The sequence below is a fragment of the Staphylococcus roterodami genome, from assembly GCA_022493055.1.
In the GTDB taxonomy this organism is placed as follows: Bacteria; Bacillota; Bacilli; order Staphylococcales; family Staphylococcaceae; genus Staphylococcus; species Staphylococcus singaporensis.
Map to the genome: position 1 here is coordinate 1,166,748 of CP092781.1, position 23,791 is coordinate 1,190,538.

The 23,791-nt window shown below is 32.5% G+C and carries 21 protein-coding genes; 20 read left to right on the forward strand and 1 reads right to left on the reverse strand.

Annotation, left to right across the window (positions count from 1 at the left end):
- Position 1: 1 nt before the first annotated feature.
- From rlmN to ML436_05800, 6 genes are all read left to right on the forward strand, one after another.
- The gene (rlmN, locus tag ML436_05775; GenBank protein UMT79238.1) at positions 2 to 1,096 is read left to right on the forward strand and encodes a 23S rRNA (adenine(2503)-C(2))-methyltransferase RlmN; all 1,095 of its coding nucleotides are present in this window, start codon (positions 2 to 4) and stop codon (positions 1,094 to 1,096) included.
- Positions 1,097 to 1,102: 6 nt separating this feature from the next.
- A complete protein-coding gene (locus ML436_05780) occupies positions 1,103 to 1,846 on the forward strand; it encodes a protein-serine/threonine phosphatase Stp1 (protein UMT79239.1) in 744 nt (247 codons plus the stop codon).
- A complete protein-coding gene (gene pknB, locus ML436_05785) occupies positions 1,843 to 3,837 on the forward strand; it encodes a serine/threonine protein kinase Stk1 (GenBank protein UMT79240.1) in 1,995 nt (664 codons plus the stop codon). The genes ML436_05780 and pknB overlap by 4 nt, the downstream gene beginning before the upstream one ends.
- Before the next feature lie 266 nt (positions 3,838 to 4,103).
- The gene (gene rsgA, locus ML436_05790) at positions 4,104 to 4,979 is read left to right on the forward strand and encodes a ribosome small subunit-dependent GTPase A (GenBank protein UMT79241.1); all 876 of its coding nucleotides are present in this window, start codon (positions 4,104 to 4,106) and stop codon (positions 4,977 to 4,979) included.
- The gene (rpe, locus tag ML436_05795; protein UMT79242.1) at positions 4,980 to 5,624 is read left to right on the forward strand and encodes a ribulose-phosphate 3-epimerase; all 645 of its coding nucleotides are present in this window, start codon (positions 4,980 to 4,982) and stop codon (positions 5,622 to 5,624) included.
- Positions 5,625 to 5,630: 6 nt separating this feature from the next.
- Positions 5,631 to 6,275 carry a thiamine diphosphokinase gene (locus ML436_05800; GenBank protein ID UMT79243.1) on the forward strand — a complete coding sequence of 215 codons (645 nt, stop codon included), beginning with the start codon at positions 5,631 to 5,633 and terminating at the stop codon, positions 6,273 to 6,275.
- A 249-nt stretch (positions 6,276 to 6,524) separates the two neighbouring features.
- Here ML436_05800 and rpmB read toward each other — a convergent pair whose 3' ends face one another.
- Entirely contained in the window at positions 6,525 to 6,713 is a 189-nt protein-coding gene (gene rpmB, locus ML436_05805) for a 50S ribosomal protein L28 (GenBank protein UMT79244.1), read from the reverse strand.
- Positions 6,714 to 7,154: 441 nt separating this feature from the next.
- On the opposite strand from rpmB, the gene ML436_05810 reads away from it, so the two are divergent.
- The 14 genes from ML436_05810 (at position 7,155) to rpsP (ending at position 23,633) form a co-directional block, all read left to right on the forward strand.
- On the forward strand, positions 7,155 to 7,529 hold the full coding sequence (locus ML436_05810) for an Asp23/Gls24 family envelope stress response protein (protein UMT79245.1): 375 nt from the start codon (positions 7,155 to 7,157) through the stop codon (positions 7,527 to 7,529).
- A 14-nt stretch (positions 7,530 to 7,543) separates the two neighbouring features.
- A complete protein-coding gene (fakA, locus tag ML436_05815) occupies positions 7,544 to 9,190 on the forward strand; it encodes a fatty acid kinase catalytic subunit FakA (GenBank protein UMT79246.1) in 1,647 nt (548 codons plus the stop codon).
- 181 nt (positions 9,191 to 9,371) lie between these two features.
- Positions 9,372 to 11,432 carry an ATP-dependent DNA helicase RecG gene (gene recG, locus ML436_05820; GenBank protein ID UMT79247.1) on the forward strand — a complete coding sequence of 687 codons (2,061 nt, stop codon included), beginning with the start codon at positions 9,372 to 9,374 and terminating at the stop codon, positions 11,430 to 11,432.
- A 263-nt stretch (positions 11,433 to 11,695) separates the two neighbouring features.
- Positions 11,696 to 12,268, forward strand: coding sequence for a transcription factor FapR (gene fapR, locus ML436_05825; protein UMT79248.1), 573 nt, complete (start codon positions 11,696 to 11,698; stop codon positions 12,266 to 12,268).
- A 4-nt stretch (positions 12,269 to 12,272) separates the two neighbouring features.
- Positions 12,273 to 13,259, forward strand: a complete 987-nt coding sequence (gene plsX / locus ML436_05830; GenBank protein UMT79249.1) for a phosphate acyltransferase PlsX — start codon at positions 12,273 to 12,275, stop codon at positions 13,257 to 13,259.
- The gene (fabD, locus tag ML436_05835) at positions 13,252 to 14,178 is read left to right on the forward strand and encodes an ACP S-malonyltransferase (GenBank protein UMT79250.1); all 927 of its coding nucleotides are present in this window, start codon (positions 13,252 to 13,254) and stop codon (positions 14,176 to 14,178) included. The genes plsX and fabD overlap by 8 nt, the downstream gene beginning before the upstream one ends.
- Complete coding sequence (fabG, locus tag ML436_05840; GenBank protein UMT79251.1) at positions 14,171 to 14,905, forward strand: 3-oxoacyl-[acyl-carrier-protein] reductase; 735 nt, start codon at positions 14,171 to 14,173, stop codon at positions 14,903 to 14,905. Before fabD ends, fabG begins: the two co-directional genes overlap by 8 nt.
- A 373-nt stretch (positions 14,906 to 15,278) precedes the next feature.
- Positions 15,279 to 15,512 carry an acyl carrier protein gene (locus ML436_05845; protein UMT79252.1) on the forward strand — a complete coding sequence of 78 codons (234 nt, stop codon included), beginning with the start codon at positions 15,279 to 15,281 and terminating at the stop codon, positions 15,510 to 15,512.
- 115 nt (positions 15,513 to 15,627) lie between these two features.
- Positions 15,628 to 16,359, forward strand: a complete 732-nt coding sequence (gene rnc / locus ML436_05850; GenBank protein UMT79253.1) for a ribonuclease III — start codon at positions 15,628 to 15,630, stop codon at positions 16,357 to 16,359.
- Between the two features lie 130 nt (positions 16,360 to 16,489).
- On the forward strand, positions 16,490 to 20,059 hold the full coding sequence (gene smc / locus ML436_05855) for a chromosome segregation protein SMC (protein ID UMT79254.1): 3,570 nt from the start codon (positions 16,490 to 16,492) through the stop codon (positions 20,057 to 20,059).
- Positions 20,056 to 21,306, forward strand: a complete 1,251-nt coding sequence (ftsY, locus tag ML436_05860) for a signal recognition particle-docking protein FtsY (GenBank protein UMT79255.1) — start codon at positions 20,056 to 20,058, stop codon at positions 21,304 to 21,306. Before smc ends, ftsY begins: the two co-directional genes overlap by 4 nt.
- The gene (locus tag ML436_05865; protein UMT79256.1) at positions 21,293 to 21,625 is read left to right on the forward strand and encodes a putative DNA-binding protein; all 333 of its coding nucleotides are present in this window, start codon (positions 21,293 to 21,295) and stop codon (positions 21,623 to 21,625) included. The genes ftsY and ML436_05865 overlap by 14 nt, the downstream gene beginning before the upstream one ends.
- Before the next feature lie 24 nt (positions 21,626 to 21,649).
- Positions 21,650 to 23,017: a signal recognition particle protein gene (gene ffh, locus ML436_05870; GenBank protein ID UMT79257.1), complete on the forward strand. Its 1,368-nt coding sequence runs from the start codon at positions 21,650 to 21,652 to the stop codon at positions 23,015 to 23,017.
- A 340-nt stretch (positions 23,018 to 23,357) separates the two neighbouring features.
- The gene (gene rpsP / locus ML436_05875) at positions 23,358 to 23,633 is read left to right on the forward strand and encodes a 30S ribosomal protein S16 (GenBank protein UMT79258.1); all 276 of its coding nucleotides are present in this window, start codon (positions 23,358 to 23,360) and stop codon (positions 23,631 to 23,633) included.
- The last annotated feature ends 158 nt before the right edge of the window (positions 23,634 to 23,791 follow it).

A 23,791-nucleotide genomic window follows, 5' to 3' on the forward strand; every position in this document is an offset into this window, starting at 1 on the left:
AATGATAACTGCTGAAAAGAAAAAGAAGAATAAATTTCTTCCAAATTTTGACAAGCAATCAATATATTCATTGCGTTTTGACGAAATGCAAAATTGGCTCGTCGACCATGGTCAACAAAAGTTTAGAGCAAAACAAATTTTTGAATGGTTATATCAAAAAAGAGTTGATTCTATTGATGAAATGACAAATTTGTCGAAAGATTTAAGACAACTTTTAAAAGATAATTTTACCGTTACAACATTAACAACAGTTGTAAAGCAAGAAAGTAAAGATGGTACGATTAAATTTTTATTTGAGTTGCAAGATGGCTATACGATTGAAACAGTTTTAATGCGACATGATTATGGAAACTCAGTTTGTGTGACGACACAAGTTGGTTGTCGTATTGGTTGTACATTCTGTGCTTCTACATTAGGTGGTTTAAAAAGAAACCTTGAAGCAGGCGAAATTGTATCACAAGTATTAACTGTTCAAAAAGCACTAGATGCTACAGAAGAAAGAGTATCTCAAATTGTAATTATGGGTATCGGTGAACCTTTTGAAAATTATGATGAAATGATGGACTTTTTAAGAATTGTCAATGATGATAACAGTTTAAATATTGGTGCGCGTCATATAACAGTATCAACGTCAGGTATCATTCCAAGAATATATGACTTTGCTGATGAAGATATTCAAATCAATTTTGCGGTAAGTTTACATGCTGCTAAAGACGAAGTGCGATCTCGCTTGATGCCAATTAACCGTGCTTATAATGTTGAAAAGTTAATCGAAGCAATAAAGTATTATCAAGAAAAAACAAATCGTCGTGTCACATTTGAATATGGACTATTTGGTGGCGTAAACGATCAACTTGAACATGCAAGAGATTTAGCGCACTTAATTAAAGGGTTAAATTGCCATGTTAACTTAATTCCTGTCAATCATGTTCCAGAAAGAAACTATGTTAAAACAGCCAAAAATGATATCTTTAAATTTGAAAAAGAATTAAAGAGACTAGGAATTAATGCCACAATACGTCGTGAACAAGGATCAGATATTGACGCTGCATGTGGTCAATTAAGAGCGAAGGAACGACAAGTAGAAACGAGGTAAAGACAAATGCTAGAGGCACAATTTTTTACTGATACTGGACAACATAGAGATAAGAATGAAGATGCGGGTGGTATATTCTACAATCAAACGAATCAACAACTTTTAGTACTGTGTGATGGTATGGGCGGCCATAAAGCAGGTGAAGTTGCAAGTAAGTTTGTAACTGATGAGTTGAAAACCCGTTTTGAAGCGGAAAATCTAATAGAACAACATCAAGCTGAAAATTGGTTGCGTACAAATTTAAAGGATATAAATTTTCAGTTATATCATTATGCACAAGAAAATGCAGAATATAAAGGTATGGGTACGACATGTGTTTGTGCACTTGTCTTTGAAAAATCAATTGTGATAGCAAACGTTGGTGATTCCAGAGCATATGTTATAAATAGTAGACAAATTGAACAAATTACAAGTGATCATTCTTTTGTTAATCATCTTGTATTAACAGGACAAATAACTGAAGAGGAAGCATTTACGCATCCACAGCGTAATATTATTACTAAGGTAATGGGTACTGACAAACGCGTCAGTCCAGATCTATTTATTAAACGAATGAATTTTTACGATTATTTATTATTAAATTCAGATGGATTAACCGATTACGTTAAAGACAATGAAATTAAGCGTTTGTTAGTAAAAGAAGGTACAATAGAAGAACATGGTAATCAGTTAATGCAACTTGCATTAGATAACCATTCGAAAGATAATGTTACTTTCATACTCGCGGCTATTGAAGGTGATAAAGTATGATAGGTAAAATAATAAATGAACGATATAAGATAATTGATAAACTTGGCGGCGGTGGTATGAGCACAGTGTATCTTGCAGAAGATACTATATTAAATATTAAAGTTGCGATTAAGGCGATTTTTATACCACCAAGGGAAAAAGAAGAAACGTTAAAACGTTTTGAAAGAGAAGTGCATAATTCGTCACAACTTTCTCATCAAAATATCGTAAGTATGATTGATGTTGATGAAGAAGATGACTGTTATTACTTAGTTATGGAGTATATTGAAGGACCAACACTATCTGAATACATTGAAAGTCATGGTCCATTAAGTGTAGAAACAGCGATTGATTTCACAAATCAAATTTTAGATGGAATTAAGCATGCGCATGATATGCGTATTGTACATAGAGATATCAAACCACAAAATATACTCATTGATAGCAATAAAACTTTAAAAATATTTGATTTCGGTATTGCTAAAGCATTAAGCGAAACATCATTAACGCAAACAAATCATGTATTGGGAACAGTCCAGTATTTTTCGCCAGAACAAGCTAAAGGTGAAGCGACAGATGAATGTACTGATATTTATTCAATAGGGATTGTTTTATATGAAATGCTTGTTGGTGAACCACCGTTCAATGGTGAAACTGCAGTGAGTATTGCAATTAAACATATTCAAGATTCTGTACCAAATGTAACGACTGATGTTCGTAAAGATATTCCACAAGCTTTAAGTAATGTCATTTTACGTGCAACTGAAAAAGATAAATCCAATCGTTACAAGACAATTCAAGAAATGAAAGATGATCTAAGTAGCGTTTTACATGAAAATAGAGCGAATGAAGACGTTTATGAACTTGATAAAATGAAAACGATAGCCGTCCCTTTGAAAAAAGAAGATATTGCAAAACACATTAGCGAGCAAAAATCTAGTCAACCAAAGCGCGAAACAACACAAGTACCGATAGTTAATGGACCTGCTCATCATCAACAGTTCCAGAAAACAGAAGGTACTGTGTATGAGCCTAAAGAAAAGCGGAAATCAACTAGAAAGATTGTGTTGCTATCGCTCATTTTTTCATTATTAATGATTGCACTTGTATCTTTTGTGGCTATGGCGATGTTTGGTAATAAATACGAGGAAACGCCAGATGTTATTGGAAAGTCTGTAAAAGAAGCAGAGCAAATATTTAATAAGAACAATCTAAAACTGGGTAAGATTTCTCGTAGTTATAGTGATAAATATCCTGAAAATGAGATTATCAAAACGACACCTAATACTGGTGAGCGAGTTGAACGTGGCGATAGTGTGGATGTTGTCATTTCTAAAGGTCCAGAAAAGGTTAAAATGCCGAATGTTATTGGTTTACCAAAAGAAGAGGCATTACAGAAATTAAAATCGTTGGGCATTAAGGATGTTTCAGTTGAAAAAGTCTACAATAATCAGGCGCCTAAAGGTTATATTGCTAATCAAAGTGTAACTGCAAACACTGAAATTGCAATTAATGACTCAAATATTAAATTGTATGAATCATTAGGTGTTAAACAAGTATACGTCGACGATTTTGAACATAAGTCCTTTAATAAAGCTAAAAAAGCTTTGGAAGAAAAAGGATTTAAGGTTGAAAGTAAAGAAGAATATAGTGATGATATTGATGAAGGTGATGTGATTTCACAATCACCTAAAGGAAAATCGGTTGATGAAGGATCAACAATCTCCTTTGTGGTTTCTAAAGGGAAGAAAGATGATTCAGAAGATGTGAAATCTACTACAGCATCTGTTGATGTTCCTTACACTGGTAAAAATGATAAGCCACAAAAAGTAAAAGTCTATATCAAAGATAAAGATAATGATGGCTCAACAGAAAAAGGTAGCTTTAATATAACAAGTGATCAACGAATTGATATTCCATTGCGAATTGAAAAAGGAAAATCAGCAAGTTATATAGTTAAAGTGGATGGTAAAACAGTAGCTGAGAAAGAGATCAGTTACGATGATATTTAAATAGAGTATACCGGAATTTCTATAAAAGGAATTCCGGTATACTTATGTTTGAACAATTTATGATATAGCAAGTGCGTCGAATTAATAGTAGTAAAATGAGATGTTATTTTAATACAGTATAGATATTAATATTGAAAAACTGTGTCAACTAATAGAAATAAAACGATACATACACAACATTTATATTTTTTGAAATGATGATTTATATATTAATGTTTCAGTCTTTGATATAATAAATGCAGTAAATTTAATCGAGAGGTGCCATTTTGAAGACAGGTCGAATTGTGAAATCAATTAGTGGTGTATATCAAGTGGACGTTAATGGCGAACGTTTCAATACAAAACCACGTGGATTATTTAGAAAGAAGAAATTTTCACCGGTTGTTGGAGATATTGTAGATTTTGATGTACAGAATGTTAATGAAGGTTATATTCATCACGTTCATGAACGTCAAAATGAATTAAAAAGACCACCTGTAAGTAATATTGATACATTAGTTATTGTAATGAGCGCGGTTGAACCAAATTTTTCAACACAACTATTAGATAGATTTTTAGTCATTGCTCACTCATATCATCTCAATGCAAGAATATTAGTTACTAAAAAAGATATTGCATCAATGGAAAAACAACACGAAATCAGTGAATTATTAAAAATATACGAAAATATCGGTTACGAGACTGAATTTATTGGTAATCATGATGATCGTAAAAAGGTAGTTGAAGCATGGCCTGCTGGACTTATTGTGTTAAGTGGACAGTCGGGTGTTGGAAAATCTACCTTTTTAAACCACTATCGTCCAGAACTAAACCTTGAAACAAATGATATTTCTAAGTCATTAAACCGAGGAAAGCATACCACAAGACATGTTGAATTATTTGAACGTCAGAATGGTTATATTGCTGATACGCCAGGATTCAGTGCATTGGACTTTGAACATATAGATAAAGACGATGTTAAATATTACTTTCTTGAATTGAATCGATACGGGGAAAAGTGCAAATTTAGAAATTGTAACCATATTAAAGAACCTAATTGTAATGTTAAGGAACAATTGGAACAAGGTAACATAGCACAATTTAGGTACGACCATTACTTACAATTATTTAATGAAATTTCAAACAGAAAGGTTAGATATTAAATGACAAAACTATTTCCATCATTATTATCCGTTGATTTTTTGGAACTACAACATGAATTGAACAAACTTGAAGAAGCAGGCGTTGACGGTGTTCACTTTGATGTCATGGATGGCCAATTTGTACCAAATATATCGATTGGACTACCTGTTTTGGATGCTGTAAGAAAAGGTACGTCATTACCTATTGATGTTCATTTAATGATTGAAAACCCAGAAAATTATATTGCATCATTTGTGGAACATGGTGCTGATATGATTTCAATTCATGTAGAATCAACACCACATATCCACCGTGCTATTCAAATGATTAAGCATTTGAATAAAAAAGCAGGCGTTGTAATTAATCCAGGAACACCAGTTTCAATAATTGAACCTATTTTAGATATTGTTGATTATGTATTGGTAATGACTGTAAATCCTGGTTTTGGAGGACAATCATTTATTACGCAATGTGTCGATAAAATTGCCCAACTAAATGCAATTAAAATGGAGCGTCAGTTAAATTTTGAAATAGAGGTTGATGGTGGCGTTAATAATGAAACAGCACAAGTTTGTATTGATAACGGTGCAACGATGTTAGTTACAGGTTCTTTTTTCTTTAAACAAGATGATTATAAAAAAGTCACACAACAATTGAAAGGTTGAGTGCATATGCATATTAATTTGTTATGTTCTGAACGACACTTACCTCAAGATATTTGGGTTAAACATATTGGCGAAAAATGGGGCGGTGTTGATAGAGGAGCATTGATTTTACTAAAGCATCAAATTACACCATTTTTTTCAGTAGGTGATTTTGATTCAGTTAGTAATAAAGAACGACAACTTTTAACAGAACAATTAGAAATTAAACCAGTTCAAGCTGAAAAAGCAGATACCGATTTAGCATTAGCTGTAGATAAAGCAGTAGCACTTGGATTTGATAGTATTACAATTTATGGTGCAACTGGTGGGCGTCTTGATCACTTTTTTGGAGCGGTTCAATTATTGTTGAAAAAAGCATATTATAAAAAAGATGTTCACATTATGCTTGTGGATCAGCAAAATAAAATTGTATTGTTGCCTAAGGGACAATATCAAGTTGAAAAAGACACTAGTTATCCATATATTTCTTTTATTCCGATGACTGATGATGTTGAATTGTCATTGTCTGGCTTCAAATATAACTTAACAAGACAAATGCTGAATATTGGTTCAACATTAACAATTTCAAACGAAGTAGAGAATGCGCAAGCAATGATTAATGTTCATGAAGGATTATTATTGCAAATTAGAAGTACTGATTTGAAGGATTAGTATCAGGGATGTAGTTATTAGTATTTTGTAATGAAATGAATTTAATTTAAATTCAGAAATAGTTCATAGTAGCTATTGAGTTGCTATGCGAAAATAAAAATCACGCTGTAATGTTAGATGATTACGGCGTGATTTATTCATAGACTATCATTTAAATCAAATAAAAAAAGAACTGAAAGGTTGAGCTTTCAGTCCTCAAGTAAATGCGTCCTCCACATAAGGCCACATTTTTAATGTGCATTATATTTATTAAACTCTAGTTACTTTACCAGATTTTAAAGCACGTGCAGAAACCCAAACTTTTTTAGGTTTACCGTCAACTAGGATTCTAACTTTTTGAAGGTTAGCGTTCCATCTACGTTTTGTAGAGTTTAAAGCGTGTGAACGTCTGTTACCAGTCGAAGCTTTACGACCTGTTACGAAACATTGTTTACCCATATGAGTACCTCCTTTAATAAATATAAATACACATAACTACTTATATACTTAATAAAGATAGCATAAACTCTTATGAAAAACAATCAATAATTTTCACATAAAAGTCAAAAATACTGACTTTTGTGATATAATTGTAGACTGTGAAGTTATGTAGTATGATATTTTAGAGAAATAACAGAATGTAACAATTAAACTTTTTATTTAATGATACTACATTTATTAATTAGAACTGCTTAAGGACATATAACATGCGATGGAATTTAATCATCGTAAAATAGGCAATCCAAACGTCAGTCATTATATTAAGTTTCTATCATTGGAATGATACGGACGAATTTTCAATGAAACTTAGAGAATTTATGACTACGCTAAGTGGTAAAATTTTAAAAGTGAATTAGGGAAATTGAAAAATCAACTTTGAAATTTAGGAGGGACAAAGATATGACATTAGAGATTTCAAATGACTACGGCAAAATTGATATTTCAAACGAAGTTATTGCTTCGGTTGTAGGTGGAAAGGCCGTTGAGTGTTATGGTATTGTAGGAATGGCATCTAGACAACAAGTTAGAGATGGTATTGCAGAAATATTAGGACATGAAAACTACGCAAAAGGTATTAAAGTAACGGAAAATAATGGTGTAGTTGATATAGATATGTACATTATTGTTAGTTACGGTGTGAAAATATCTGAAGTTGCCAATAATGTTCAATCAACAGTGAAATATACTTTGGAAAAATCACTTAATGTATCAGTAAATTCAATCAATATATATGTACAAGGTGTACGTGTGAATAATACAGGCAAGAAAATTTAGGAGGACAACTTGAAATGATTAGCAAAATTAATGGTAAATTATTTGCCGATATGATTATACAAGGGGCACAAAATTTATCTAACAATGCAGATTTCGTAGATTCTTTAAATGTGTATCCAGTGCCAGATGGTGATACAGGAACAAATATGAATCTTACTATGACTTCAGGTCGTGAAGAAGTAGAGAATAATTTATCAAAAAATATCGGTGAATTAGGTAAAACATTCTCAAAAGGTTTACTAATGGGTGCAAGAGGTAACTCTGGTGTTATCTTGTCACAATTATTCAGAGGTTTTTGTAAAAATATTGAAAGTGAATCTGAGATTAATTCGAAATTATTAGCAGAAAGTTTTCAAGCTGGTGTAGAAACAGCATATAAAGCAGTAATGAAACCTGTTGAAGGGACGATATTAACTGTCGCTAAAGATGCAGCGCATGCAGCAGTTGAAAAAGCACAAAACACTGAAGACTGCATTGAATTAATGGCTTATATTATTGATAAAGCTAATGAATCTCTTGAAAACACACCAAATTTATTGGCAGTACTTAAAGAAGTTGGGGTCGTTGATAGTGGTGGTAAAGGATTGTTATGTGTTTATGAAGGTTTCTTAAAAGCGCTTAAAGGTGAAAAAGTAGAAGCTAAAGTTGAAAAACTTGATAAAGATGAATTTGTACATGATGAGCATGACTTCCATGGTGTGATTAACACTGAAGATATCATCTATGGTTATTGTACTGAAATGATGGTTCGTTTCGGTAAAAATAAAAAAGCATTTGATGAACAAGAATTCAGACAAGATATGAGTCAATTTGGTGATTCATTACTAGTTATTAATGATGACGAAATCGTAAAAGTTCATGTGCATACAGAACACCCAGGCGATGTGTTTAATTATGGTCAACAATATGGTGAATTAATTAAACTTAAAGTTGAAAATATGAGAGAACAACATCGTGAAGTAATTAGAAAAGAACAACATACAACTAAGCCTGAAATGGAAACAGTTGAAACAGCCATTATTACTATTTCTATGGGTGAAGGTATTTCAGAAATATTTAAATCAATGGGTGCAACACATATTATTAGTGGTGGGCAAACAATGAATCCATCTACTGAAGATATTGTCAAAGTTATCGAACAATCACAATGTAAACGCGCTATTATTTTACCAAATAATAAAAATATTTTAATGGCAAGTGAACAAGCTGCAAGCATTGTAGATGCTGAAGCAGTAGTGATTCCAACTAAATCAATTCCTCAAGGTATCAGTGCATTGTTCCAATACGATGTGGACGCATCTCTTGAAGACAATAAAGTTCAAATGACTGAAGCGGTTAATGCTGTTAAATCTGGTTCTTTAACGTATGCTGTGCGCGATACGAAAATTGATGGTGTTGAAATTAAAAAAGACGCATTCATGGGATTGATTGAAGATAAGATTGTAAGCAGTCAAAGTGATCAATTTACAACGATTTCTGAATTATTAAATGCAATGTTAGCTGAAGATAGTGAGATATTAACTGTCATTATTGGGCAAGATGCGGATAAAGCAGTGACAGATGAAATGCTAACTTGGATTGAAGAACAATATCCTGACGTTGAAGTAGAAGTTCATGAAGGTGGACAACCAATTTATCAATATTTCTTTTCAGTTGAATAAAAAATAATTTAAAAAACTACCGACAATAAAAAAGTGTTGGTAGTTTTTTAATATTCTTTATAACCTTAATATGAAATAAGGTAGCTTAGAGACGATAAAAATATCATGTTTAACTTAGACATGATAGAATAAATTACATATTTAGTGAACGGAAAATCAAACTAAACATAGGTGATTCATTTTGGCAAAAGTTAATTTAATAGAAAGTCCATATAGTCTAAGAGAACTTAAAGGTATAGGACCTAAAAAGTTAGAAGTTTTACAACAATTAAATATACATACAGTAGAAGACCTCGTTTTATATTTACCGACAAGGTATGAAGATAACACAGTCATTGATTTAAACGAAGCTGAAGATCAATCAACTGTAACTATAGTAGGGGAAGTGTATACTGCGCCAGTAATAGCATTTTTTGGAAGAAATAAATCAAAATTAACCGTTCATTTAATGGTTAATAACATAGCGGTCAAGTGTATATTTTTTAATCAGCCGTACTTAAAAAAGAAAATTGAATTAAATCAAACGATAACAGTTAAAGGTAAATGGAATAGAGTTAAACAAGAAATTACTGGTAACAGAGTATTCTTCAAGTCGGAATCCGTTCAATCTCCTGAAAATTCGGATATTCAACTTGAACCGGTTTATCGCATTAAAGAAGGTATTAAACAGAAGCAATTAAGAGATCAAATCAGACAAGCATTAAGTGATGTAACGATTCATGAATGGTTAACAGATGAATTGAGAGAGAAATATAAACTTGAAACATTAGATTTTACATTAAATACATTACACCATCCTAAAAATAAGTCAGATTTATTACGTGCTCGTAGAACCTATGCTTTTACTGAATTATTTTTATTTGAATTACGTATGCAATGGCTTAACAGATTAGAAAAGTCATCCGATGACGCGATTGAAATTGATTATGATTTAAATGAAGTGAAAGTATTTATAGAACGATTGCCTTTTGAACTTACAGATGCTCAAAAAAACAGTGTGAATGAAATATTTAGAGATTTGAAAGCGCCAATACGCATGCATCGTTTACTACAAGGTGATGTGGGTTCTGGGAAAACTGTTGTTGCAGCAATTTGCATGTATGCATTGAAAACTGCTGGATATCAATCTGCATTAATGGTTCCGACTGAAATTTTAGCTGAACAACACGCTGAAAGTTTGATTTCTTTATTTGGTGATTCTATGAATGTAGCATTACTTACTGGTTCTGTTAAAGGTAAGAAGCGTAAAATTCTTTTAGAACAATTAGAAAACGGTACAATTGATTGTTTAATAGGCACACATGCGCTTATTCAAGATGATGTTATTTTTAAAAATGTTGGATTGGTTATAACTGATGAACAACATCGTTTTGGTGTGAACCAACGCCAACTTTTAAGAGAAAAAGGTGCCATGACAAATGTCTTGTTTATGACTGCTACACCTATTCCAAGAACATTAGCAATTTCAGTGTTCGGTGAAATGGACGTTTCATCAATTAAACAACTGCCAAAAGGACGTAAACCTATTATTACAACGTGGGCAAAGCATGAACAATATGATAAAGTCTTGATGCAAATGACTGCTGAATTAAAAAAAGGTCGACAAGCATATGTTATTTGTCCACTTATAGAAAGTTCGGAGCATCTCGAAGATGTCCAAAATGTTGTAGCTTTATTTGAATCATTACAACAATATTATGGAGCGTCACGAGTTGGTCTATTACACGGAAAATTATCTGCAGATGAAAAAGATGATGTTATGCAAAAATTTAGTAATCATGAGATTGATATTTTAGTATCTACAACAGTAGTAGAAGTAGGTGTTAATGTACCAAATGCTACTTTTATGATGATTTATGATGCTGATCGATTTGGACTATCTACTTTGCATCAATTGAGAGGTCGTGTAGGAAGAAGCGATCAACAAAGTTACTGTGTTTTAATAGCATCACCAAAAACTGAAACTGGTATAGAAAGAATGACAATCATGACACAGACAACAGATGGTTTTGAGCTGAGTGAACGCGATTTAGAAATGCGAGGACCAGGTGATTTCTTTGGCGTTAAACAAAGTGGCTTACCTGACTTTTTAGTTGCTAATTTAGTGGAAGATTATCGCATGTTAGAAGTCGCTCGTGATGAAGCGGCAGAACTGATTCATTCTGGTGTATTCTTTGAAAATACGTATCAACATTTGCGTCATTTTATTGAAGAGAATTTATTACATCGAAGTTTTGATTAATTATATTTTTAGAAATTTATGTATCAATATTGACGAGAATTGAAAAAAGCTTGATACAAGGGCTTTTTTCCAGTTAACAACTGACAATATAACAATGTAGAGCTTAGGACATTGACTTATGTTTCAGGCGACTCTACAAAGTGAATGTTACTAATTTATAATTTTTAGCTAAAATAACAACTAAATATTACAGTTATTTGTTGAGTGATTTAATTAGAAAGTGTTATGATATGTGAGGAATGTTTAAGACTAGGTACTAAAAAATGAGGGGTGAGACGTTGAAACTGAAGAAAGATAAACGTAGAGAAGCAATCAGACAGCAAATTGATAGCAATCCCTTCATCACAGATCATGAACTAAGCGATTTATTTAATGTTAGTATTCAAACAATTCGTTTAGATCGTACTTTTTTAAACATCCCAGAATTAAGGAAGCGCATTAAATTAGTTGCTGAAAAAAATTATGACCAAATAAGTTCAATTGAAGAACAAGAATTTATTGGTGATTTGATTCAAGTCAATCCAAATGACAAAGCGCAATCGATATTAGATATTACATCGGATTCTGTTTTTCATAAATCTGGAATTGCGCGTGGACATGTATTATTCGCTCAAGCCAATTCATTATGTGTTGCACTTATAAAGCAACCAACTGTTTTGACACATGAAAGCACTATTCAATTTATTGAAAAAGTTAAATTAAATGACACGGTAAGAGCGGAAGCACAAGTTGTAAATCAAACAACGAAACATTATTACGTCGAAGTAAAGTCATATGTTAAACATAAATTAGTTTTCAAAGGAAATTTTAAAATGTTTTATGATAAGCGAGGATAAAAAAATGGTTAAATTAGCAATTGATATGATGGGTGGCGACAACGCGCCTGATATCGTATTAGAAGCGGTACAAAAGGCAGTTGAAGATTTCAAAGATTTAGAAATTATATTATTCGGTGATAAAGAGAAATATACTTTGAACCATGATCGAATCGAATTTAGACATTGTTCTGAAAAGATTGAAATGGAAGACGAGCCTGTTAGAGCGATTAAACGTAAAAAAGATAGTTCAATGGTGAAAATGGCTGAAGCTGTGAAATCAGGAGAAGCAGATGGATGTGTGTCAGCAGGTAATACAGGTGCTTTGATGTCAGCTGGTTTATTCATCGTTGGACGTATCAAAGGTGTCGCAAGACCGGCATTAGTTGTAACTTTGCCGACAATCGATGGTAAAGGTTTTGTCTTTTTAGATGTTGGGGCCAATGCAGACGCTAAACCTGAACATTTATTACAATATGCTCAATTAGGTAATATTTATGCTCAAAAAATTAGAAATATTAATAATCCGAAAATTTCTTTATTAAATATAGGCACTGAACCAGCAAAAGGTAATAGTTTAACGAAAAAATCTTATTCGCTATTAGATCAAGAAGACACATTGAATTTTGTTGGAAACATTGAAGCAAAAACATTAATGGATGGCGATACTGATGTTGTAGTTACAGATGGCTATACAGGAAACATGGTACTTAAAAACTTAGAAGGTACTGCTAAATCAATTGGCAAAATGTTGAAAGATACAATTATGAGTAGTACTAAAAATAAAATAGCAGGAGCGATTTTGAAAAAAGATTTAGATGCATTTGCTAAAAAAATGGATTACTCAGAATATGGTGGTTCAGTACTTTTAGGATTAGAAGGTACCGTAGTAAAAGCACATGGAAGCTCTAATGCGAAAGCTTTTTATTCTGCAATTAGACAAGCGAAAATCGCTGGAGAACAAAATATTGTTCGAACAATGAAAGAGACTGTAGGTGAATCAAATGAGTAAAATAGCAATTATTTTTCCAGGACAAGGTGCCCAAAAAGTTGGTATGGCACAAGATTTATATAACAACAATGAACAAGCAACTGAAATTTTAACTTCAGCAGCAAATACATTGGATTTTGACATTTTAGAGACAATGTTTACTGATGAAGATGGCAAATTAGGTGAAACTGAAAACACGCAACCAGCTTTGTTGACACATAGTTCTGCATTATTGGCAGCACTTAAAAATTTGAATCCAGATTATACTATGGGGCATAGTTTAGGTGAGTATTCAAGTTTAGTTGCAGCTAATGTATTATCATTTGAAGATGCAGTTAAAATTGTTAGAAAGCGCGGTCAATTAATGGCACAAGCATTTCCAAGTGGCGTTGGTAGCATGGCAGCTGTGTTGGGCTTAGATTACAATGAAGTGGATGATATATGTAAATCGTTATCAACAGAAGATAAGGTCATCGAACCAGCGAATATAAATTGCCCAGGACAAATTGTTGTTTCAGGGCACAAAGAATTAATTGATGAACTTGTTGAAAAAGGTAAATCTTTAGGCGCAAAACGTGTAATGCCTCTTGCAGTTTCAGGGCCATTCCATTCTTCGTTAATGAAAGTTATTGAAGAGGACTTTTTAAATTATATTAATCAATTCGAATGGAACGATGCAAAGTTTCCTGTAGTTCAAAATGTAAACGCTCAAGGTGAGACGGATAAAGAAGTAATTAAATTGAACATGGTAAAACAACTATATTCACCAGTACAATTTATTAAATCAACTGAATGGTTAATCGATCAAGGTGTTGATCATTTTATTGAGATAGGTCCTGGTAAAGTTTTATCTGGCTTAATTAAAAAAATAAATAGAGATGTTAAGTTAACATCTATTCAAACTTTAGAAGATGTGAAAGGATGGAATGAAAATGACTAAAAGTGCTTTAGTAACAGGAGCATCAAGAGGGATTGGACGTAGTATTGCGTTACAATTAGCAGAAGAAGGATATAATGTAGCAGTAAACTATGCAGGCAGCAAAGAGAAGGCTGAAGCAGTAGTCGAAGAAATTAAAGCTAAAGGTGTAGACAGTTTTGCAATTCAAGCAAATGTTGCTGATGCTGATGAAGTGAAAGCAATGATTAAAGAAGTGGTAAGTCAATTTGGTTCTTTAGATGTTTTAGTAAATAATGCGGGTATTACGCGTGATAACTTATTAATGCGTATGAAAGAACAAGAGTGGGATGATGTAATTGACACGAACTTAAAAGGTGTATTTAATTGTATCCAAAAAGCAACACCTCAGATGTTAAGACAACGTAGTGGTGCAATTATTAACTTATCAAGTGTTGTTGGTGCTGTTGGTAATCCTGGACAAGCCAATTATGTTGCTACTAAAGCTGGTGTAATTGGGTTAACAAAATCTGCAGCGCGTGAATTAGCTTCACGTGGTATTACAGTTAACGCTGTAGCACCTGGATTTATTGTTTCTGATATGACTGATGCATTAAGTGATGAGTTGAAAGAACAAATGCTTACACAAATTCCATTAGCTCGTTTCGGGCAAGATACTGATATTGCCAACACTGTTGCATTCTTAGCATCAGATAAAGCGAAATATATTACTGGACAAACTATTCATGTAAATGGCGGTATGTTCATGTAATATATTTGAGCTAAAGCTCATTGACGCAGTAGTTGACTGGTCATCCAATGGAGAATTGCCTGACCTAGTCAACATTGCGGGGGAAATTCTAAGCAACCTAGATAAGGCTCCAGAATTTCTCCCTAAGAAACACTAATCAATAAATTGATAAGTAGATTTAGAGGAACGCCTGAGCTAAAGCTCATGCATAAGAAACACTAATCATTAAAAATGATAAGAAGATTAGAGGAACACCTGAGCTAAAGCTCATGCATAAGAAACACTAATCATTAAAAATGATAAGTGTTTCTAAAATTTCTACTTGTTTTTTAGAATTTAAAATGGGAAAATATAGTAGTCTATGTATAGGCATTTTTAAAGGAGGTGAATCGACGTGGAAAATTTCGATAAAGTAAAAGATATCATCGTTGACCGTTTAGGTGTAGACGCTGATAAAGTAACTGAAGATGCATCTTTCAAAGATGATTTAGGCGCTGACTCACTTGATATCGCTGAATTAGTAATGGAATTAGAAGACGAGTTTGGTACTGAAATTCCTGATGAAGAAGCTGAAAAAATCAACACTGTTGGTGATGCTGTTAAATTTATTAACAGTCTTGAAAAATAATAAATCTTACATCTGGGTCGTCAGTATTGTCGACTCAGTTTTTTTCTTTAATTATCAATAGTTTTAACGTAAAATTAAAGATGATTCGAGAGCAATACATAAAGGAGATAATGAAATGTCTAAACAAAAGAAAAGTGAGATAGTTAATCGTTTTAGAAAGCGTTTTGATACTAAAATGACAGAATTAGGCTTTACTTATCATAATATTGATTTATACCAACAAGCATTTTCACATTCAAGTTTTATTAATGATTTTAATATGAATCGCTTAGATCACAACGAACGTTTAGAATTTTTGGGTGATGCGGTATTAGAATTGACGGTTTCACGATATTTATTTGATAAACACCCTAACTTGCCGGAAGGGAATTTAACAAAAATGCGTGCCACTATTGTATGTGAGCCCTCACTTGTAATATTTGCGAATAAAATTGGATTAAACGAAATGATTTTACTTGGGAAAGGTGAAGAAAAAACAGGTGGACGTACACGACCATCATTGATTTCTGATGCATTTGAAGCATTTATAGGTGCCATGTACTTAGATCAAGGACTAGATGTGGTTTGGCGCTTTGCTGAGAAAGTGATTTTCCCGCATGTAGAACAAAATGAATTATTAGGTGTTGTTGATTTTAAAACACAATTTCAAGAATATGTACATCAACAAAATAAAGGTGATGTAACATATAATCTGATTAAAGAAGAAGGTCCTGCACATCATCGATTGTTCACATCTGAAGTTATTTTGCAAGGACAAGCAATAGCTGAAGGTAAAGGGAAAACAAAAAAAGAATCAGAGCAACGTGCTGCTGAAAGTGCATATAAACAATTAAAACAAATTAAATGATGAGTGACTAAGTATTAAAAAGGATTTATGAAAGAATTTTTTATATTTTATTGAACAACTGCACTGTAAATTTTACATAAATGAATTAAAACTTATAGGTGTTCTATAAAATAGTGATAAGGAGTTAAGGATGGTTTATTTAAAATCAATAGACGCTATTGGATTTAAATCTTTTGCAGATCAAACGAATGTACAATTTGATAAAGGTGTTACTGCAATAGTTGGTCCAAATGGAAGTGGTAAAAGTAATATTACAGATGCCATTAAATGGGTATTGGGTGAACAATCAGCAAAATCGCTACGTGGTTCTAAAATGGAAGACATTATTTTTTCAGGAGCAGAACACCGTAAGGCTCAAAATTATGCTGAAGTACAATTAAGATTAGATAATCATTCTAAAAAGCTCAGCGTTGATGAAAATGAAGTTGTTGTTACTAGAAGATTATATCGTAGCGGCGAAAGTGAATACTACTTAAATAATGATCGTGCAAGGTTAAAAGATATTGCTGATTTATTTTTAGATTCTGGATTAGGTAAAGAAGCATATAGTATTATATCTCAAGGTAGAGTCGATGAGATACTTAATGCGAAACCAATTGATAGACGTCAAATTATTGAAGAGTCAGCGGGAGTGCTTAAATACAAAAAGCGTAAAGCTGAATCATTAAATAAATTGGATCAAACTGAGGATAATTTAACAAGAGTTGAAGATATTCTATACGATTTAGAAGGTCGTGTAGAACCACTTAAAGAAGAGGCGGCAGTTGCAAAAGAATATAAGACACTTTCACAACAAATGAAGCATAGTGATATTGTTGTAACAGTGCATGATATCGATCAATATACTAATGATAATCAACAATTAGATCAACGCTTAAATGATTTAAAAGGTCAACAAGCTGCAAAGGAATCGAATAAACAAAGTCTAAGCCAGAAAATTCAACAATATAAAGGTGAACGTCAACAAATTGATAACGATGTTGAGTCGATGAACTATCAATTAGTAAAAGCGACTGAAGCTTTTGAAAAATATACAGGTCAGTTAAATGTTTTGGAAGAGAGAAAGAAGAATCAATCTGAAACAAATGCTCGTTATGAAGAAGAACAAGAAAATTTAAATGAGCTTTTGGAAAATATAATAAATGAACAGACAGAGGCTAAAGGTGCCCTTGAAACTTTAAAATCAAAACAAAAAGAACTAAACGGTATTATTCGTCAATTGGAAGAACAGTTATATATTTCGGATGAAGCTCATGATGAAAAACTAGAAGAAATTAAAAACGAATACTACACTCTAATGTCTGAACAATCAGATGTTAACAATGATATTCGCTTTTTAAAACATACAATTGAAGAGAATGAAGCTAAAAAATCACGACTTGATTCTCGATTAGTTGAAGTGTTTGAACAATTAAAAGAAATTCAGGGTCAAATTGAAACGACGAAAAAGGAATATCAGAAAGTTAGCAAAGAATTAGCTGTCGTTGATAAAGAAATTAAAGATATAGAAAAAGCATTAACTGATACTAAAAAATCGCAAAATGAATATGAAGAAAAATTATATCAGGCGTATCGATATACTGAAAAAATGAAAACGCGAATTGATAGTTTAGCTACACAAGAAGAGGAGTATACGTATTTCTTTAATGGTGTTAAACACATTTTAAAAGCTAAGCATAAAGATTTGAAAGGTATACATGGTGCAGTTGCTGAAATTATTGATGTTCCGTCAAAATTAACGCAAGCAATAGAAACAGCGTTAGGTGCATCTTTGCAACATATTATTGTCGATTCGGAAAAAGATGGACGTAATGCCATTCAATTTTTAAAAGAGCGTAACTTAGGCCGTGCAACATTTTTACCATTAAATGTAATTCAAAGCAGAGTGATTGCCACTGAAATTAAATCAATAGCGAGTAATACTGATGGATTTATTAGTATTGCTTCGGAGGCTGTGAAAGTAGCTCCTGAATATCAAAATATAATCGGGAATTTATTAGGAAATACAATTATTGTTGATCACTTAAAGCATGCAAATGAATTAGCTCGTGCGATAAAATATCGAACACGAATCGTCACGCTTGAAGGTGACATTGTAAATCCAGGTGGTTCTATGACAGGTGGTGGAGCTCGAAAATCTAAGAGTATCTTGTCGCAAAAAGATGAGCTAACTACTATGAGGAATCAATTAGAAGATTATTTACGTCAAACTGAGTCATTTGAACAGCAATTTAAAGATTTAAAAGCAAAAAGCGACCAATTAAGTGAACAGTACTTTGAAAAAAGTCAAAAACATAATGTATTAAAAGAGCAAGTCCATCATTTAGAAATGGAACTTGATCGATTAACAACTCAAGAAACACAAATAAAAAATGATCATGAAGAGTTTGAATTCGAAAAAAATGATGGTTATACCAGTGACAAGAGTCGTCAAACTTTAAGTGAAAAAGAAGCGCAATTAGAAAATATTAAATCATCTTTAAAACGTTTAGAGGATGAAATTGAACGCTATACTAAACTTTCTAAGGAAGGTAAAGAAAGTGTTTCAAAAACACAACAATCATTGCATCAAAAACAATCTGATTTAGCTGTTGTGAAAGAGCGAATTAAAGGACAACAACAAACAATTGAACGGTTAAATAATCAACATCAACAAACGAAACATCAATTAAAAGAAGTTAAAGAAAAAATTGAATTCTTTAATTCTGATGAAGTAATGGGTGAACAAGCTTTTCAAAATATTAAAGATCAAATTAATGGCCAACAAGAAACAAGAACACGTTTATCAGATGAATTAGACAAATTAAAACAGCAGCGTATTGACTTGAATGAACAAATTGACACTCAAGAAGCAATGTTGCAAGAATGTCATCAAGATATTTTATCGATAGAAAATCACTATCAAGATATTAAAGCTGAACAATCAAAACTAGATGTCTTGATTCATCATGCAATGGATCATCTAAATGACGAATATCAATTAACAGTTGAACGCGCAAAAGCTGAATATGTAAGTGAAGAGTCGATTGATACTTTGCGTAAAAAAGTGAAATTAATGAAGATGTCTATTGAAGAGTTGGGACCTGTCAATTTGAATGCTATTGAACAATTTGAAGAATTGAATGAACGCTTTACATTTTTAAGCGAACAACGTACAGATCTTCGTAAAGCTAAAGAAACGTTAGAGCAAATCATTAATGAAATGGATCAAGAAGTAACAGAGCGTTTTAAAGAGACATTCCATGCGATTCAAGGACACTTTACTACTGTTTTCAAACAACTTTTTGGCGGTGGCCAAGCAGAATTACAAATGACAGAATCTGATTATTTAACTGCGGGTATTGATATTGTAGTTCAACCACCAGGTAAAAAATTACAGCATTTGTCATTATTAAGTGGTGGAGAACGTGCATTAACAGCAATAGCCCTTTTATTTGCCATTTTAAAAGTTAGATCTGCACCGTTTGTCATATTAGATGAAGTAGAAGCGGCATTGGATGAAGCTAACGTCATCAGATATGCGACATATTTAAATGAATTGTCAGATGAAACGCAGTTCATAGTTATTACGCACCGTAAAGGTACTATGGAATTTGCAGATAGATTATATGGTGTAACAATGCAAGAATCAGGTGTAACTAAACTTGTTAGTGTGAATTTAAATACAATAGATGATGTGTTGAAGGAGGAACAATCATGAGCTTTTTTAAACGCTTAAAAGATAAATTTGCTACAAATAAAGAAAATGAAGAAGTAAAATCATTAAATGAAGAAAAAAGTCAAGATAAACTAGATGATACACGTTCGGATGTTTCAACACAGGATGTAAATGAAGTCGAAGAAACAGTTGAAGTGAAAAAGAAGCCTAGAAAATTAAGTGAAGCGGACTTTGATGACGATGGTTTAATTTCGATTGAAGATTTTGAAGAAATTGAAGCTCAAAAAATGGGCGCTAAATTTAAAGCAGGACTTGAAAAATCACGTCAAAACTTCCAGGAACAATTAAATAATTTAATTGCTAGATACCGTAAAGTAGATGAAGACTTTTTTGAAGCTTTAGAAGAAATGTTAATTACAGCAGATGTAGGATTTAATACTGTAATGACATTAACTGAAGAACTGCGTATGGAAGCACAACGAAGAAACATTCAAGATACAGAAGATTTACGTGAAGTTATCGTCGAGAAAATTGTTGAAATTTATCATCAAGAAGACGATAATTCTGAAGCGATGAATTTAGAAGATGGTCGCTTAAATGTCATTTTAATGGTAGGTGTAAATGGTGTTGGTAAAACAACAACTATCGGGAAATTAGCTTATCGATATAAAATGGAAGGCAAAAAAGTAATGTTAGCAGCTGGTGATACATTTAGAGCAGGTGCTATTGACCAGTTGAAAGTGTGGGGCGAACGCGTCGGTGTGGACGTTATTAGTCAAAGTGAAGGTTCAGATCCAGCGGCTGTTATGTACGATGCAATTAATGCAGCTAAAAATAAAAATATTGATATCTTAATTTGCGATACAGCTGGTCGTTTACAAAACAAAACGAACTTAATGCAAGAGTTAGAAAAAGTTAAACGTGTAATCAATCGAGCTGTACCTGATGCACCACACGAAGCATTATTATGTTTAGATGCAACAACAGGTCAAAATGCATTATCTCAAGCTAGAAACTTTAAAGAAGTAACTGATGTTACTGGTATCGTTTTAACAAAGTTAGATGGTACTGCAAAAGGTGGTATTGTTTTAGCTATTCGAAATGAATTGCATATTCCTGTTAAATACGTAGGTTTAGGTGAGCAATTAGATGATTTACAACCATTTAACCCAGAAAGTTATGTTTATGGTCTATTTGCGGATATGATTGAGCAAAATGAAGATATTACAACAGTTGAAGGCAATAAAGGTGAAACAGACGAAAAGGATGTTCAACATGAGTCAAAATGATTTAGTTAAAACATTGCGCATGAACTATCTGTTTGATTTTTACCAATCATTATTGACGAATAAACAACGCAATTATTTGGAATTGTTTTACTTAGAAGATTATTCATTAAGTGAAATTGCCGATACTTTTAATGTGAGTAGACAAGCAGTTTATGATAATATAAGAAGAACTGGCGATTTAGTTGAAGATTATGAAAAGAAGCTAGAATTATATCAAAAATTTGAGCAACGCCGTGATATATATGAGCAAATGAAACAACATTTAAATGATCCTGAGCAAATAAAACGTTATATTCAACAATTAGAAGACTTAGAATAGTTTAAATATAGGGAGGACAACGATATGGCATTTGAGGGCTTATCAGAACGCTTGCAAGCAACGATGCAGAAAATGCGTGGTAAAGGTAAACTTACTGAAACTGACATTAAGACTATGATGCGTGAAGTAAGATTAGCGTTACTTGAGGCTGACGTTAACTTTAAAGTTGTAAAAGAATTTATTAAAACAGTTTCAGAGCGTGCTTTAGGTTCAGACGTTATGCAATCATTAACACCAGGACAACAAGTGATAAAGATTGTACAAGATGAATTAACAAAGTTAATGGGTGGAGAAAACACGTCGATTAATATGTCTAATAAACCACCAACCGTTGTGATGATGGTAGGTTTACAAGGTGCAGGTAAAACAACAACTGCTGGTAAATTAGCATTATTAATGCGTAAGAAATATAATAAAAAACCAATGTTAGTAGCAGCAGATATCTACCGTCCAGCAGCTATTAATCAATTACAAACAGTTGGTAAACAAATTGATATTCCAGTTTATAGTGAAGGAGATCAAGTTAAACCACAACAAATAGTAACGAATGCATTACAACATGCTAAAGATGAACATTTAGATTTTGTTATTATTGATACAGCAGGTCGATTACACATTGATGAAGCATTGATGAACGAACTGAAAGAAGTTAAAGAAATTGCTAAACCAAATGAAATCATGCTTGTTGTAGATTCAATGACCGGTCAAGATGCTGTTAACGTTGCAGAATCGTTTGACAATCAATTGGATGTCACTGGTGTGACTTTGACAAAATTAGATGGAGACACTCGTGGTGGTGCAGCTTTATCTATTCGTTCAGTAACTCAAAAACCAATTAAATTTGTAGGTATGAGTGAGAAATTAGATGGCTTAGAACTATTCCATCCTGAACGTATGGCATCGCGAATTTTAGGTATGGGTGATGTTTTAAGTTTAATTGAAAAAGCCCAACAAGATGTGGATCAAGAAAAAGCGAAAGATTTAGAGAAAAAAATGAGAGAATCATCATTTACGTTAGATGATTTCTTAGAACAACTAGATCAAGTGAAAAATCTAGGTCCACTGGATGACATTATGAAAATGATTCCAGGTATGAATAAAATGAAAGGACTGGATAAGCTTAATATGAGCGAAAAACAAATTGATCATATTAAAGCTATAATCCAGTCTATGACACCAGCTGAAAGAAACAATCCAGATACACTAAATGTTTCGCGTAAGAAGCGTATTGCTAAAGGTTCTGGACGTTCATTACAAGAAGTTAATCGTTTAATGAAACAATTTAACGATATGAAGAAAATGATGAAACAATTTACTGGTGGCGGTAAAGGTAAAAAGGGTAAACGAAATCAAATGCAAAATATGTTAAAAGGTATGAACTTACCATTTTAATGTTTAATATAAACACCAATCTTTATTCAACTTAAGGTTGGTGTTTTTGCATTAATAAAATTGTAATTAAAGTTATTTAGAGGGACATGTACAGTTGTAGTAGTACCGTTCATGTGAATATAATGTTTAATTATATCATTATGTATAACTTGGTAGTAAACGCATTCAGGTAAAGTATTAAGTGTTTCATCGAGTTAATTTAATTTTTCTAGATTTTGGGATAAAATATTCAATAATTTTCCTGGTAAAGAAAAAACTCTTTACAAACATTCATACACCTGTTAATATTATTTCTTGTAGAAAATAAAAATTAAAACATGACTTAAAGGAGATTTTATAAATGGCAGTTAAAATTCGTTTAACACGTTTAGGTTCAAAAAGAAATCCATTCTATCGTATCGTAGTTGCAGATGCACGTTCTCCACGTGACGGACGTATCATCGAACAAATCGGTACTTACAACCCAACGAGCGCTAATGCTCCAGAAATTAAAGTTGACGAAGCGTTAGCTTTAAAATGGTTGAATGATGGTGCGAAACCAACTGATACAGTTCACAATATCTTATCAAAAGAAGGTATTATGAAAAAATTTGACGAACAAAAGAAAGCTAAGTAATTTAGCGATTTTGTGTTCTAATATTAAGAATAACTCATTTGAATTAACAGTCATCATTTGATGATAAGTTAAATGATGTTAGTTAGTTTTATAATAAGTTTTGGGGTACCATTATGGTACCCTTTTTCTTTGAATAAATTTCAATTACAATAGAAGAG